Below are 14517 nucleotides of genomic sequence, written 5' to 3'. Positions count from 1 at the left end.
GAGCGAATTCATTTATAGGATTAATACAATGGCGCGTATTCTGCCCTTAAATAAAAATGAGATCAATTATCATTTTCATAATCATGTGAGGTTTTTATCTAGTGTGTGAGGAAAAACGTTTGCTTTGACCGAGGTAATAAAACTTAATAACTTCCTAAATTAGCGTTCTATGCTGTTTATAAACAACCAGACAAATATAAAAGCTGACAAACGAGTGAGTATGGAAAGACGCTATTTCACCTAGCGACAGACATAAAAAATCCGAGTGCGAACACTCGGATTTTTAAGAACTAAAATCAATGGGAAACTACAGCAGCTTTTACTCTTCAGAGCTCGGTGCCGCTGGTTTTTTCTTAGGGATGAAGACATCATCACCCACAGATACGTTTTTGTAGAAGCTCTTGTCACGCTTTGCTGGTTTTTTCGCCGATTTTTTCGCTTGAGGGCGAGCTTTCTTTGCTGTCGCTTTCTTATTGCGGAAATCTGGTTTAGGTGGCTTAAGGCCTTTAAACTTACCTTTCAAATCTTCGAACACTGAAAACTCAAGATCTTGTTGTAGGTATGCTTCTACACGTTTAAAGCTATCCCAGTCTTTTGGACCAACAAGAGAGATTGCATCCCCTTTGTTTCCAGCACGACCAGTACGACCAACTCGGTGTACGTATTCTTCGGTATGCTTTGGCATATCGAAGTTGATGACGTGTGTCACAGTTGCAATATCCAAACCGCGGGAAGCAACATCAGTCGTTACAAGGATCTTAAATACTGCGCGCTCAAACTGACTCATAATGGTGTTACGTTGAGTCTGGTTCAAGTTACCACTCAGTGCTACAGCCTTCAGTTTCTTTTCGTTTAGCTTTTCTGTTAGTCGCTCAGTATCATCACGCGTTGCCGTAAAGATAATAACTTGACGATATTCAGCCTCAGAAAGAACACGATCTAAAATTGCCTCTTTATGATCCAGATGATCACACAAGTAAAATTTTTGCGTAATATCTTTATGTTCTTCGTTAGAAACGCCGATAGCAATACGCTTTGGCGCATTGAGCATTTCAGCCGCGATTTCATTGACGTCTGCATGATCTAATGTCGCAGAGAACATCAACGTTTGACGACGACGATGCTTGGCTGCTTTATGAATGCGACGAAGCTCTGGTGCAAAGCCCAAATCCAACATACGGTCTGCTTCGTCAAGAATCAGCGTTTCCAAACCATCCAGATAAAGCGAACGATGATCTAAGTGATCAGCCAAACGTCCTGGTGTCGCCACGATAAATTTCGGGTAACGACGCAGAGCTTTTACCTGATCGTTAAAGTTCTCACCACCCAAAATCAGTGCTGCTTCATAAGATAGGCCAGCTAGCATAGAACGAAGCTCACCATATACTTGTTTCGCTAGCTCACGAGTAGGAGCAAGGATAACCGCGCGAGGGTCTTTCGCAGAAAACGATTTTGTCTTTAAAGACTTATGAAGCATTGGCAATACAAACGCCAAAGTCTTGCCCGAACCCGTTTTCGAAGATGCCAATAGATCCTTGCCTGCAATCGCAACAGGAATCGCCTGCTGCTGAATGTCAGTCGCTTTTTTAAAATCGTAGTGTTTTAGGTTCTTCAACAATCGGTTGTCTAGGCCTAGATCTTTAAATTGCAAAGTATTCTCCAATAAATCAGTCAGCGTCTGAGCGCTCTGTAGTGTCGTTTCCGCTCTAACGCAGCAAAAAAATAAAGCTCGGTATAATACCGCAAATCATAGGAGTATAGATAGAGATCACACAAACTAATTCCCTGTGGTAACGGTAAAACATCATTTGTGGCTCAGTTCAGAGTAAAGCCTAGCCTTTTTGATATGCATCTGAACGTGAAGTTTAATGAAAGGCCTTTCAGATATGTCTTCTATTCTTCAACAAAACGACGTAAATAGCAGTTATTTGGGCCAATAAACTTTCATTTGTGTCAATATCGTCTAAATTATTGATATCAGGAACGTGGCAAATACACCTGCTATGAAAACTGTTGTGAGAGCGAGGGAGAAGATAGACTATTCACCTTTGTTAAGCTCAGGTAAAAGTTGACGTCAGGTACTCCATGAAATTCTTGGGTTTTTTTGACTTTTGCTACATCATGTACTGATAAAATGTAACCACATTTAACCTCGCTACTGTATAAAATAATAGTTGGTGGCGAGACTTTCACTATAAGCAAGGAGTTCTTATATGAACAAAACGTTGATCGCAGCTGCAGCAACTTCAGTACTTCTACTAGCCGGTTGTGCTTCTTCTGATGACGCAGCAACAGCAAATGCAGCAAAATTAGACGAACTAAGCAACCAAGTTAGCCAACTAAGCCAAGACGTACAAGCTCTTCAATCTGACGTTCAAAAATCAGGCGCAGCAGCAATGGCTGCTCAAGAAGAAGCTGAGCGTGCTAACGAGCGTATCGATAACATCGCTCAGTCTTACACTAAGTAAGATTTGATACCGCGTCTTAACGCCCGTTAAGGCGCGGTTATTTCGACAGGAACCCCATTCTGTGCAGCGATTGCTGCTTTAGCCTTCACGTTTTTCATACCGAATTCATCCAGCCACCACTTTAACTCTTTCGGCACTTTGAGTTCATCTTTCTCGCCATTACTACGAGTCAAAGGCTCATGTGCTTCTAAGAACACACTTCTGTCAGGTTCAAGTGTCATTTTGATAGGCTGATTAATGATGTTAACGTCTTCGCCGTTACGAACCTTGTCAAATAACCACTCAATGTCACTTGGGTCCATACGAATACAACCCGCGCTGACTCGCATACCAATCCCAAAGTCCTTGTTGGTACCATGAATTAGGTATTCGCCATTCCCGTAAGCTAAACGCAATGCAAACATACCAAGTGGATTATCAGGCCCCGCAGGAACAACGGCTGGTAGGTCAATGCCCTTTGCTTTGTACTCGGCACGAATAGAGGCTGGAGGAGTCCATGTAGGGTTCGGTCGTTTTTGGCTGATACGCGTTGTCATTACTGGGGTATCGCGCCCTATTCGGCCAATTCCGACAGGAAATACATGGACAATATCTTCTCCTTTCGGAAAGTAATACAAGCGCAGCTCGGCTAGATTAATAACGATACCTTTATAAGGTACGTCTGGGAGGATTAGCTGTGTCGGAATAGTAAGAACATGCCCCTCTTCTGGTAAGAAGGGATCCACGCCTTTGTTTGCGGCCATTAAACCTAGCATACCCACATCGTAGAGCTTAGCGATATTTGCCATGGTTTCGCCTTCTTGCACGACGTGGTTTTCAAGGCGACCAATTAAACGGCTTCCATCCTCTGGTAATTCGTACATCTTAGCGAATGATAGACCACTCACTAAAGATAACGACACAGATAGCAGGGTACGTTTTGCGAAACTCATTGATCGCTTTTTGCTAAGCATTTCACTCTATTCCTTGGCACTTTTAAAGAGCTGTAAGGTTATCTCTCTTTCTGTCTTGTGATCAACCATCGGCTTGTGATATTCCAGTAAAGAAAAGCCCTCCCAAGTCCAAGGTTTATGGATGTATTTGTTCGGTACACTTTTGATTTCTGGTACCCAGTGGCGCACAAATTCACCATTAGCATCGAACTTTTCGCCTTGGCTTATCGGGTTAAAAATACGAAAGTATGGCTGCCCGTCACAGCCCGTAGAGGCAGACCATTGCCAGCCACCATTGTTCGCTGCAAAATCGCCGTCCACCAGCTTACTCATGAAGTACGCTTCTCCCCATCGCCAATCAATATGTAAGTCCTTGGTAAGAAAGCTCGCGACAATCATACGTAATCGATTGTGCATCCAACCTGTTTGATTGAGCTGACGCATTGCTGCATCAACGATTGGGTATCCTGTTGTTCCTGTCTTCCATCGCTCAAAGGCTTTCTCATCATAGGACCACTGGATTTTATCCTCCCAATCGATAAATCCTTTGCCTTTGACGAGTTTTGGTTCGAAAACCAATAGGTGCTGATAAAACTCACGCCAAATGATCTCACTTAACCAAGTTGCTTTCCCTTCTGTAAGGTCATTTTGTTGATTTTCAGCATACAAACGAGCAATACACTGCCTTGGTGATAGCGCGCCAATCGCAAGGTATGGAGACAGTTGGCTAGTGCCATCAATAGCTGGAAAGTCTCGCTCGCTTTGATACGCGTCACTGCGCTCCCGTGCAAATTCCCTAAGCTGCTTCAAAATATCATTAGTCGAAGCCAGCCAGTCTTCACTGGATTCTCGAGGATAGCTAAATGTGAAGCTTGAATTAAATCGAGCCGACTCTAATTGTTCGAGTACCTTTTTATTGAGTGGCGCTTGCTCGTGAGGTTTTACTACCGTCGGCATATGGAACTGCGTTAACCAAGCACGCTTGAATGGCGTAAACACCTTAAAATATTCGCCTTGCTTATTAAGAACCGTCGTTGGCGCGTGCACACATTTGTCATGAAACAGTTCAAATTCGATATCGTGAGAAGCTAACGCTTCACTTACTTGTGTATCGAGCTCTCGTTCGTTCACCTCATAGTGAATGTTTGCCATGACAGACGTGGCTTCAAGTGTTTCCGCCCACCCACTAATCACATCTGTACAATCGGAAAACGACGGTACCTCTTTGTACAAAAAGGGAATATTAAGGCTTTCAAGCTCCTCGTTAAGACAAGCTAAGCGACGAGCAATGAGGTCTGCCTGCATCGGCGCCATGTGATGCTCCCGCCACTGCTCTGGCGTCGCGATAAAGCAAGCGACGACAGGCTGACCTGAATCCAATGCCGCTTTGAGTGCCGTGTGGTCTAACGTACGTAAGTCACGTCGAAACCATACTAAAATCATGGTAGCTCCTATCTTTTGTCTACTAAGTTAGGTGTAATTTCTCTATCACTTCAGAGCACCCCATCCGATCACCTAACTGTGCGTGAAGCATTTTGATGGACGCTACTTGTTTAGCAGCTAGCGCTTTGTTGGAGAAAAGGTAGATAAACGAACCATTTTCAACGACCTCGTGATCTAGTAGACCAGAAACATCATCAACCTTATCGATCAAAGTCGTGTGATACCCTTGTTCGCAAAGCTTCGCTGCTTGAATCCAACTCTCAGACTCTCTGTTTTGTTCAAAGCTAATGAGCAGACACTTTCCTTTGGAAGCGGCTTTGTTTTCAGAATCGATAACAAGGGCAAGTCGAGTGATCAAACAAGTCTGAAATAACCCTACTTGTAAAGATCGCAGCGATCCTTTCACCATGTCTAGCGCATCAAATACTGGGCTAATAAACTGATCAATAACGAGTTTTAGTGGGTACTCTTTAAGAACAGAGGCAAGTAAACTCTCTGCTTTTCCTCGATTCAGGGTAGACAGCGCAAGCAGCATGTTTTCAACTTCTTCGAGTGTGCGAACCTCGTTTTTGACTTCGACATCGGCGCTTTTTCCTAGCAGCCCCTTCACTTTACCAATCGAAATCCCCTTCGCGAGCCAGCTCTGGACTTCGCGAATCGTATCGAGATCTTGCTGGCGATAAAGTCTGTGTCCTTTTTCAGTTCGCTGAGGTTGGATCAAGTTGTATCTTCGTTGCCAAGCTCTCAGCGTAACTGGTTTTACACCCGTGATTTCTGCGACATCTCGGATCGCGTATAGTTTTTCTTCTGAACTACAAACCATAGCGTAATCTCATCTCCTGCGGATACGGTTCTAAAAACTTCTGTTTTGATAAATACTCGTCTGGGTAAGTATTTAAGTAATGCTTAATCAACGTAAGTGGTGCTAGCAGAGGCAGCATTCCAATACGGTAGTCGTGAATCACTGTCGCTAACTCTTCTTTTTCTTCTTTAGTTAGTGAGCGTTTGAAGTACCCTTGTAAATGCATCAACACATTTGTGTTATTTTTGCGGCTAGCCCGATTCGTTAACGCCTTCATCAGTCCTAAACGATACTCTTGGTAAAAGTCTTCAATTTCATAATTAGCGACATCGGCAACTAAGCGGCCAAGGGATCGGTATGACTCTGGGTGGTGTGCCATTAACGTCAGTTTGTAGCGCGAATGAAAGTCGATGATTTTGCCACGAGTAGGCTCACCATCCATCGAGTCGTAAAAGTCATTTAGACAAAATACTCGAGTAATAAAATTTTCTTTCAATACAGGGTCGTTAAGTCTGCCATCCTCCTCAACAGGCAACCAAGGCATTTTTTGCATCAATGTTTGTGTATACAAGCCAACACCTTCTTTCGCAGCACTGTTCTTGCTGTAAACCTTGACTCGCTCCATGCCACAAGTTGGTGACTTGGCACAAACGATGTAACCACAAAGCTGCTCGCTTTGAAGTTCATCTACTTTATTGGCCGAGTAAGTGAGCATATTGTCGGTATGATCATTTTCTGGATTTTTGGTTTCAACCAATGCAACACGCTCTTCATTAGAAACAAGACGAATGGTTGGACGGGGTACTGGCATACCTACGCCGACTTCAGGGCATACCGAAACAAAGTCAAAATACGGGCTGAGCTCTTTAGTCACAAAGTTGCTCACCTTATGACCAGAGTCAAAACGCACTCGTTCACCCAAAACACACGAACTGATACCTACTTTGATTGAAGATTCCATGATGACGCATCCCTATACAAAAAATTTTGTTGTATAACTTATAGCAAGCCTTTCCAGATTGTACAAGAAAATAAGTTGTACAATTTAATCGTTTTACTTCACTCGAAAGTATTTCGATCAACCAGCTTTCAGAAAAAAGTTTGGCCCAAAAACAAAGAATTTGTGCGCGCAATCGACAAACTGCTCAAAAGCAAATCGATTGCTCTTTTGGTTTCAACAGATTTAGTTATCAATAGGAGTTGCAGTTTCTAAATGCGTGATTTTTGTGACTAAGCTCTCAAGGGGCTACTGTACGTCCCGATATTATTGCCTCAACGAAAACGAACAAGTTCAACAGAATTGGTAATAGCGTTCTATAATAGAGGCGTTTTATCAAAACAAAACTTTGGAGAGCACTTATGGCAACCCCACACATTAACGCACAACCAGGTGATTTCGCTGAAACAGTTCTAATGCCAGGCGACCCGTTGCGCGCTAAATACATCGCTGAAACGTTCCTAGAAGATGTGAAACAAGTTTGTGACGTTCGCAACATGTTCGGCTTTACTGGCACTTACAAAGGCAAAAAAGTTTCTGTAATGGGCCACGGCATGGGTATCCCGTCTTGCTGTATCTACGTACACGAGCTAATCGCTGAATACGGCGTGAAAAACGTTATCCGTGTGGGTAGCTGTGGTGCAGTACGTGACGACGTGAAACTAATGGACGTTGTTATCGGTATGGGTGCTTCTACAGACTCTAAAGTTAACCGTATCCGTTTCAACAACCACGATTTCGCAGCAATCGCTGATTACGGTCTTCTAGAAGAAGCAGTTAACCAAGCGCGCGCTCAGGAAGTGCCTGTAAAAGTAGGTAACGTATTCTCTGCTGACCTGTTCTACACACCAGAAGCAGACATCTTCGAGAAGATGGAAAAACTAGGCATCCTAGGTGTAGACATGGAAGCGGCTGGTATCTACGGCGTAGCAGCTGACCTAGGCGCGAAAGCACTGACTATCCTGACAGTTTCTGACCACATCATCCGTGGTGAAAAACTAAGCTCAGAAGAGCGTCAGAAGTCGTTCAACGACATGATGAAAGTTGCACTAGAAACTGCAATCAACATCTAAGAACAAATAGTAAGTAATAATTTGCAGCCAGAGTTATGCTGGCTGCCCGAATTATCCCGAGGGGGCGATTGTGTCTAACGGCGAACTGCCAAAAGACGCAGATGGGTTACAACTCAACTTTTGTAAAACATTGGCGTGTGACAACTTTGGATTGAGTGATGCAAAGCGTTACGTTCTGCAACATGCGAACCCTAAGCGTCCGGCGATGGTATGCCGTGAATGTGGAGCTTTCCCCCCCTTACTTAATAATCGCGATGTCGTGAACGAACTTCATCGCCTGCGGCACGTCCACAGTGACGGGTTGCCTGCTTGCCGTAATGATGATTGCGACAACTTTGGACTTTCTGTCCACACTCACAAACACCTCTATCACGCTTTCGGTTACAGTGGCGATCGCCAACGTTACCGCTGTAAAGTGTGTCAAAGTACCTTTGTCGACAAGTGGTCTGGTGCCAACAAGAAGCTTCAATTTCAAGAGAACTTGATGGGCTTGTTGTTTACGGGATATTCAGTACGAGAAATCTGCCGCAAGCTTAGTATTAACCCAAAAACCTTTTACGATCATGTTGACCATATAGCTAGCCGCTGCCGCCGTAAGCTGGCAACCATTGATGCGCGCTGGGTAAACCACGCAACGCATTATGAATTGGCCTCAAACTATATTGCATTGCAACCGAACAGCAATAATGGTGTGTATTGGATTGTTTCTGGCGAAGCGCATTCTGGCTATATTCTTTGCCAGCACGTCAATTATTCCACTGATGAAGAGCCAATCGCAACTCTCGATCATAATCCTTACGATGAGGTGTCTCGTTTTGTTTCCCAGGAGTACGTAGCGGAAGCAAGTGAACCGCTTGCGGAACCTTCTCATCACCTCAGAGAGCGAATTGACCAAAAATACCAAACAATTTTGGCTCGCGGTAACGTAGAAGACCCTCTTGGTAATCTATCTGTATTTCATTACCCTTCAAAAGGGGCATTAGTCCGTCCACCATACACCTCATATGCACACTATTTGCACGTACTTGATATGTGCTGCCCAAACAAACGTGTATCTCTATACATGCCTCAAGACCCCCTACTACGTTCAGCTGCACTGAGCGTTTGTTTACCTCGCATTAAAGAGAAAAGTGTCGACTTGATGTACGTAGAAGAGGACGCTAGTTGGGACATGAGTACTCCCTTTGGCAAAGTCGATATCGCCTATATGAGTTGGTGGCGCGATCGTTGGGCAATCTCTAGTCAAAACGAAAACCACAAAGGCATTTGCTACCTCGCTGGCGATCAAAATGAGCCTGAAAAATGGTTTAACGTTGCGACAACTCGTCATGTGAAGTTTTATCAAAACCGCTTTCAGATCCTTTTCGAAAGCTTCATTAACGAGCCACGTCGCAAATTACGACCTGCTGGTATTTTACCTCTTTTAGATATATTCAGAGCTTGGCATAATTTGTGCTATCAGGATAAACAAGGTCTTACCGCTGCACAAAGGTTAGAAGTCTCTGATGCACCTTTGACAATCAAACAGCTCCTATCGTAGCTATTCTATTGGTAATTTAGATGTAGTAATTAGGGGTTGTAACGGTATACATTACGGCCCCTGATCGTTTACCAAAACGTTATCCGCATCGCTTTGGTAAAGAAACATGCATCTAACCACTTAATATTAGGTGTGATTTCCAGTTCGATAGTCATGGATGTGAACGTTGGATAAAAACCAAATTCAGCTAGAAGATGATCTCACTAAGCTTAAAGGCCAAATAAAATCGGCCCCTAAACATACCTTTAATGTTGCGCAGCAATATCGTATCCGCGCGGAACAAATTTTATTTGTGGACGGAGAGATCAAAGCCTTACTCATCATGGCGCAATGCTGTTGGTGCCTAATGGATTACCGACAAGGCTTAAAACTCGTCAAAGACGCTTACAGCAAACAAACACAGCTTGAAACCGACGATCATCTCCCGGAAATTCTCCATCTTTTTGCACTCCAATATTGGGGCCAAGCAAAGTATTATTCCGCGCAACAATATTGGATTAATGCGCTCGAACAATCTGCTCTTGTTGATGATGTTGAAATTCAAATCGAATCTCTAATTGGGCTTGGTAATGTATGGCGCATCACTAATGAACACCAACTTGCCGCTTCAACTCATGAGTTAGCCGTTAAAGTGGCAAACAATGTTCGTATTGCTTGGTTAGAAGGCAAAGCGCGCATCCTATTAGCTTGGGACTATTACTTACTAAATAAGTTTGTCGAGATGCTTACGGTACTGGATGGAGCAACCGAAGTATTAAAAGATCATGATGACAGTACGTGGCAAGCCGAGATCTGGGACTTTAAAGGGTTAGCACTGCTTGGACTAGAACGCCTTGATGCGGCCGAAGAAGCCACCCAAAAAGCCCACCAGCTTGCCATTGAGCATGACCTCGTTTGGATGAAAGCACACTCTTTTATTAGCCGAGCAAGACTTGAGCTTTTGCGCCAAAATACAGACAGCGCTGCCAAGTTGCTACTTGCAGCAGAAGAGTCTGCACTCAGTTTCGACCACGGTGAGCTACTCAGCCAAATTTGCTTCCAACAATCACGAGTCGCTGAAGAACAAGGTGACTTTGAGTCTGCGTTTAACGCGTTCAAGAAATACCGTAAGCACGCACTCAAAATGCTCAAAGAACAAACTCATCGAATCAGCATGGATAAAGCAAGAGGCTCTAAACGCCAACTAGAGCAGCGAGCACGTAAGCTGATCAATCATATTCGCTCTCAGCACGAATACGACCCTGAAAAACAGTTCTCTAATGTCGTTTCTGAGACCTACTGGTGGGAACAGTTAGTTTTGTTTAAAACGGAGCTCAAACGCTCTAACCACGCCATCATTATGATTCAGCATTCAAACCCTGAAGTTCTCGATGTTTGTACCGAGCTCGTTCATGCATTGACAACCTCCAGCGACCTCATCTCGAGAATTTCCAGTAACAGGCTAGCAATGTTAATTGCAGAAAAAGGTCAAGCAGCAGAAGAGGTCTACCGCACTGTCCAAGCGATGTTAGACATCTATCCATGGAAGCGACGCGGAATCAAAGGCCCTAAACCGATACTGTATTTGCAAGATATCCTGACCTTCCCATTCACGTTAGAACAGCTCGAAGAAAGTTATATTGAGGTAATGAAGAATGGAACAACTGCTTAGCAAGGTGACTGACGCAGGTATCGATCCTTCTTCCGTTTCAGGTGAAGAAGCGATTACGCTATGGGAACACATAGGGTTACATATTGCGTCAACAAACCGAGAGAAAGCGCATTGCTATATCATTAGCGCCGAGTATCGAAGAGAGATCAAACAGCTCAACGACAGCATTAGTGAATTGAAACAAGCGCTTGAGTTGCTTGTTTTACCAGAGGATGTAGAAGATATTCTTTCTGTGAAAGCAAGCTTGAGTGAGCGTTTAGTTGAAGTAGGTGACTACAATGCGGCATTAACCGAGTATGTTGCTTCAACCAATATCGCCGTCGAGTACGGCTATATTGATGAGTACGTATTGGCCATTATTGGAATGGGTAATTTGTGCGATGCCTATGGGGATCACCAACGTGCATTACGTTATTATCAAAAAATAGATGCTATCGATCACGCTATTGGCAGTCGATCCCTACGCCTTCGTTACAAGCTGTACATGCTTGCCTGTTATATCAGCTTGAACCGTACCGCAGACGCCAAAGAGCTATTGAGTGAATGTGAAGAACTGAGCATTCTCGTCAGTGATAAAAACCTCGCCGCACAAATTCACCTCTACCGAGCCAAATTACATCGTCTGCAAGAAGACTACCCCAATGCGTTGCTGGCTATTTCGAATGTTCAGTATACAACGGGTAGTGCCACGACATACTGGTTATCCACGATGGTCAAAATTGAGACTGCGTATTGTCTAAACGGTGTAGGGCACACTTCTTTAGCTAATTTAACGTTGGACTCCATCAGTAAAAGGATTCAAAAGCAGCTATCTCCTATCGTTACTCAGCATTTTTATAACGCGATGAGTCAAGTTTACGCCTCTCAAGGGTTGTATCAAGAAGCATTAAATTGTGAAAAAAAAGCGCATAGAATCGAATCTGATCTTGTAAAACATATTCCGATCGGTGAGTTAGGGTCTGCTCAACTACGCCGACTTTCACGCTTTGAGTTACAACTCAAACTCATTTTGTCAGAGCTAGAAAACAAAGAACTAAAAGAAACCACCAAGCAGCATAAAAATACTGTTGCTCAGCTACAGCAGGACGTCTTTACCGATCCACTTACGTCTTTACACAACCGACGCTGGTTAGAAGTTAAACTAAAAGATCTACTTCTGCACGATACTGCATTTGCATTGATGGTCATCGATATCGATCACTTCAAATCCATCAATGACGAACTAAGCCACTTGGTGGGCGACAAAGCGATCAAAAGTGTGTCACAGGAACTGGCGTCCTACTTCAGATTTAAAGGCGCATCGTGCGTACGATTTGGTGGTGAAGAGTTCCTCGTGATCCTTGAGAATACCCAACTGGAACACGCAGAAATGCATGCCGAGAATTATCGTGAACGGATTTATCAATATGGTTGGGACGATATTCTTGGTGAACGGGGGCTGACCGTATCCATAGGGATTACCTTGCATCGAGAAGGCGAGAATACTCAGCGAACTTTTTATCGTGCAGACAAAGCTCTTTATCGCGCCAAAGCCAATGGCAGAAACCAAGTCTGTACCGAACTTTAAACCATGCCCCCGGTTGATATCTGGGGCTTTAGTATACTTGTTACTTATCCTTCCTATATCACTTCACTGCTTGTTTAAATAAGTACTCAGCAACACCTTAACTGTCAATGAACATCAGTGGATACTTACATCGCATAAACATAATTCCTACATAAAAACCGCTTGATTCATCTGTAGTTAAGACAAATACTTAAATTGTTAATTTACGTAGATTTTCCATTTCGCAATACACAGGTAGGTAAGATGTTTCTAGACTATTTTGCACTTGGGTTACTCATCTTCGTTGCTTTAGTGATCTTTTACGGAATCATTGTCATCCATGATATTCCATATGAAATCGCCAAAGAGAGAGAGCACCCGCACCAAGACGCAATTCACTACGCTGGCTGGGTCAGCCTTTTCACTTTGCATGCGCTGTGGCCATTTTTATGGATCTGGGCAACATTATGGCGCAAGGAACGCGGCTGGGGTTTTAAACAACTAGAACAAGAAACACACGACATTCATCACCGCCTTGAAGAACTCATCGATGAAGTCAACGAACTCAAAAACGAAGTATCGATGTTGAAACAACAAAAGATTCAGCAAAAGCCTTTGCCTGAACAAAGTAAAGAGGACGAATAATGGACTTATTGCTGATTCTGACTTACGCAGCTCTTTGTATTGCCATTTTTAAAATTTTCAATATTCCTCTAAACAAATGGACCGTTCCAACCGCCGTACTTGGCGGCGTAGTGTTAGTGGGCACACTCGTGCTGCTTATGAACTACAACCACCCATTTACTCAATTGGGTAACCAAGTGTTCCCGACTACGCCTATCGTCTCTGGCGTGCGTGGCCGCGTGGTGGAAGTGCCAGTCCAGGCCAACCAACCGCTCAAAACGGGCGATATTCTTTTCAAAATCGATCCTGTGCCTTTTGAAGCAGAAGTTGCTCGCCTGGAAGCGAAAGTCAAAGAAGCAAGCCAAGGTGCGTTGGGCTTAGAGTCTGATCTAAGAGAGGCAGAAGCTGCTGTATTGAAAGCGCAAGCGGACAGAGATAAAGCACAAAGGGAATTTAGCCGATATCAAAGGGGCTTTGATCGTGGCGCGTTTACTGAACAAGATTTGGATACTCGACGCCAAGCGTATAAAGCGGCAGAAGCCATGTTAGACGTTGCGATTTTGCAACAAGAACAAGCGCAAATCGCTCTGGACTCTGAAATCGGAGGCGAAAATACCCAAGTCGCGCAACTTCTTGCCGAGCTACGTAAAGCAGAGTTTAACCTAGAGCAAACCGTCGTTCGTGCGCCAACCGATGGTTACGTTACGCAATTGGCTTTACGTCCTGGTGTTATGGCTGTGCCGTTGCCACTTGCCCCGGCAATGACCTTCGTACATACCGAAGACATTACGTACACCGCGGCATTCAGACAAAACTCATTACAACGCTTGAAGCCAGGCTTTGAAGCAGAATTTATGTTCCGCGCTATCCCGGGCAAAGTGTTCCGTGGCGAAGTCATTGACGTGATTCCAGCCATTGGTGAAAGCCAAATTCAAGCGCGAGGCGCTCTGCTCGGGACTGATGCCTTGCGCACGAGCGGACGTGTGTTTGCGAAGCTGAAAATTACCGACGACTTGAGTGGATACCACCTGCCAATGGGTACTGCGGTTGAAGTTGCAGTTTATTCAGACAGCTTTACTCACGTATCAGTGATGCGCAAAGTGCTTATTCGTATGAAGAGCTGGCAGAACTATTTATACCTCGACCATTAATGAACATATAGCGCCTTCATTTATTGGTAAAAATAACATCAAACCGTGTAATCAGGGGCTGACGATCAGCCCCTGATTCATTCTAGCCATCCAGATAGATAGCATTCCCACTTTTATTAATATTCTGTATAATGCGCGCCTTATTTTTAATGCTTGCTAAAACCAAAGCCAGTCAAAGGGATGCGTGAATCAAATCACACATTTCCTGAAGAAAAATAGAGCAAACAATAAGCAGCTTGGTTGTTTTGAATATATGTTACACAATCAAATAACTAACGCTTTCCGACAAA

Annotated in this window: 12 protein-coding genes; 7 read left to right on the top strand and 5 right to left on the bottom strand. The window is 43.9% G+C overall.

The window, feature by feature from the left end; all coding sequences use genetic code 11:
- Positions 1-319 precede the first annotated feature (319 nt).
- On the bottom strand, positions 320-1663 hold the full coding sequence (locus KI742_RS07390; protein WP_005383932.1) for a DEAD/DEAH box helicase: 1344 nt from the start codon (positions 1661-1663) through the stop codon (positions 320-322).
- A gap of 550 nt (positions 1664-2213) precedes the next feature.
- On the opposite strand from KI742_RS07390, the gene KI742_RS07385 reads away from it, so the two are divergent.
- A complete protein-coding gene (locus KI742_RS07385; RefSeq protein WP_005375145.1) occupies positions 2214-2468 on the top strand; it encodes an Lpp/OprI family alanine-zipper lipoprotein in 255 nt (84 codons plus the stop codon).
- 26 nt (positions 2469-2494) lie between these two features.
- On the opposite strand, the gene KI742_RS07380 is transcribed toward KI742_RS07385, so the two are convergent.
- Genes KI742_RS07380 through KI742_RS07365 form a run of 4 tightly spaced genes read right to left on the bottom strand, consistent with a single transcriptional unit; the run spans position 2495 to position 6606 of the window.
- The gene (locus KI742_RS07380) at positions 2495-3421 is read right to left on the bottom strand and encodes a L,D-transpeptidase family protein (protein WP_005383933.1); all 927 of its coding nucleotides are present in this window, start codon (positions 3419-3421) and stop codon (positions 2495-2497) included.
- Positions 3422-3427: 6 nt separating this feature from the next.
- Complete coding sequence (gene phrB / locus KI742_RS07375) at positions 3428-4843, bottom strand: deoxyribodipyrimidine photo-lyase (protein ID WP_005383934.1); 1416 nt, start codon at positions 4841-4843, stop codon at positions 3428-3430.
- Positions 4844-4865: 22 nt separating this feature from the next.
- Positions 4866-5666, bottom strand: coding sequence for a MerR family transcriptional regulator (locus tag KI742_RS07370; protein ID WP_033906723.1), 801 nt, complete (start codon positions 5664-5666; stop codon positions 4866-4868).
- On the bottom strand, positions 5656-6606 hold the full coding sequence (locus KI742_RS07365; protein WP_005383935.1) for a DUF523 and DUF1722 domain-containing protein: 951 nt from the start codon (positions 6604-6606) through the stop codon (positions 5656-5658). Before KI742_RS07365 ends, KI742_RS07370 begins: the two co-directional genes overlap by 11 nt.
- Before the next feature lie 398 nt (positions 6607-7004).
- On the opposite strand from KI742_RS07365, the gene deoD reads away from it, so the two are divergent.
- From deoD to KI742_RS07335, 6 genes are all read left to right on the top strand, one after another.
- Entirely contained in the window at positions 7005-7715 is a 711-nt protein-coding gene (deoD, locus tag KI742_RS07360) for a purine-nucleoside phosphorylase (protein WP_005375140.1), read from the top strand.
- A 70-nt stretch (positions 7716-7785) separates the two neighbouring features.
- Positions 7786-9255 carry a lactate dehydrogenase gene (locus KI742_RS07355; protein WP_285385246.1) on the top strand — a complete coding sequence of 490 codons (1470 nt, stop codon included), beginning with the start codon at positions 7786-7788 and terminating at the stop codon, positions 9253-9255.
- A 166-nt stretch (positions 9256-9421) separates the two neighbouring features.
- The gene (locus KI742_RS07350) at positions 9422-10906 is read left to right on the top strand and encodes a hypothetical protein (protein ID WP_054729922.1); all 1485 of its coding nucleotides are present in this window, start codon (positions 9422-9424) and stop codon (positions 10904-10906) included.
- Positions 10890-12473, top strand: coding sequence for a GGDEF domain-containing protein (locus KI742_RS07345; RefSeq protein ID WP_256903364.1), 1584 nt, complete (start codon positions 10890-10892; stop codon positions 12471-12473). The genes KI742_RS07350 and KI742_RS07345 overlap by 17 nt, the downstream gene beginning before the upstream one ends.
- A 243-nt stretch (positions 12474-12716) precedes the next feature.
- Entirely contained in the window at positions 12717-13097 is a 381-nt protein-coding gene (locus KI742_RS07340) for a DUF3302 domain-containing protein (protein WP_005375135.1), read from the top strand.
- Positions 13097-14227 (top strand): HlyD family secretion protein, encoded by a 1131-nt coding sequence (locus tag KI742_RS07335; RefSeq protein ID WP_005375134.1) that lies wholly within the window; start codon positions 13097-13099, stop codon positions 14225-14227. The genes KI742_RS07340 and KI742_RS07335 overlap by 1 nt, the downstream gene beginning before the upstream one ends.
- The last annotated feature ends 290 nt before the right edge of the window (positions 14228-14517 follow it).

It is taken from the genome of Vibrio sp. D417a (genome assembly GCF_030248595.1).
Classification (GTDB): Bacteria; Pseudomonadota; Gammaproteobacteria; order Enterobacterales; family Vibrionaceae; genus Vibrio; species Vibrio alginolyticus.
The sequence above is the reverse complement of the archived record's forward strand: the minus strand, read 5'-3'. Positions and strand labels throughout refer to the sequence as shown.

Coding starts and splice junctions, on each gene's coding strand:
- KI742_RS07385 (WP_005375145.1), top strand. CDS start 2,214: ATGAACAAAACGTTGATCGCAGCTGCAGCAACTTCAGTACTTCTACTA.
- KI742_RS07380 (WP_005383933.1), bottom strand. CDS start 3,421: ATGCTTAGCAAAAAGCGATCAATGAGTTTCGCAAAACGTACCCTGCTA.
- phrB (WP_005383934.1), bottom strand. CDS start 4,843: ATGATTTTAGTATGGTTTCGACGTGACTTACGTACGTTAGACCACACG.
- KI742_RS07370 (WP_033906723.1), bottom strand. CDS start 5,666: ATGGTTTGTAGTTCAGAAGAAAAACTATACGCGATCCGAGATGTCGCA.
- KI742_RS07365 (WP_005383935.1), bottom strand. CDS start 6,606: ATGGAATCTTCAATCAAAGTAGGTATCAGTTCGTGTGTTTTGGGTGAA.
- deoD (WP_005375140.1), top strand. CDS start 7,005: ATGGCAACCCCACACATTAACGCACAACCAGGTGATTTCGCTGAAACA.
- KI742_RS07345 (WP_256903364.1), top strand. CDS start 10,890: ATGGAACAACTGCTTAGCAAGGTGACTGACGCAGGTATCGATCCTTCT.
- KI742_RS07340 (WP_005375135.1), top strand. CDS start 12,717: ATGTTTCTAGACTATTTTGCACTTGGGTTACTCATCTTCGTTGCTTTA.
- KI742_RS07335 (WP_005375134.1), top strand. CDS start 13,097: ATGGACTTATTGCTGATTCTGACTTACGCAGCTCTTTGTATTGCCATT.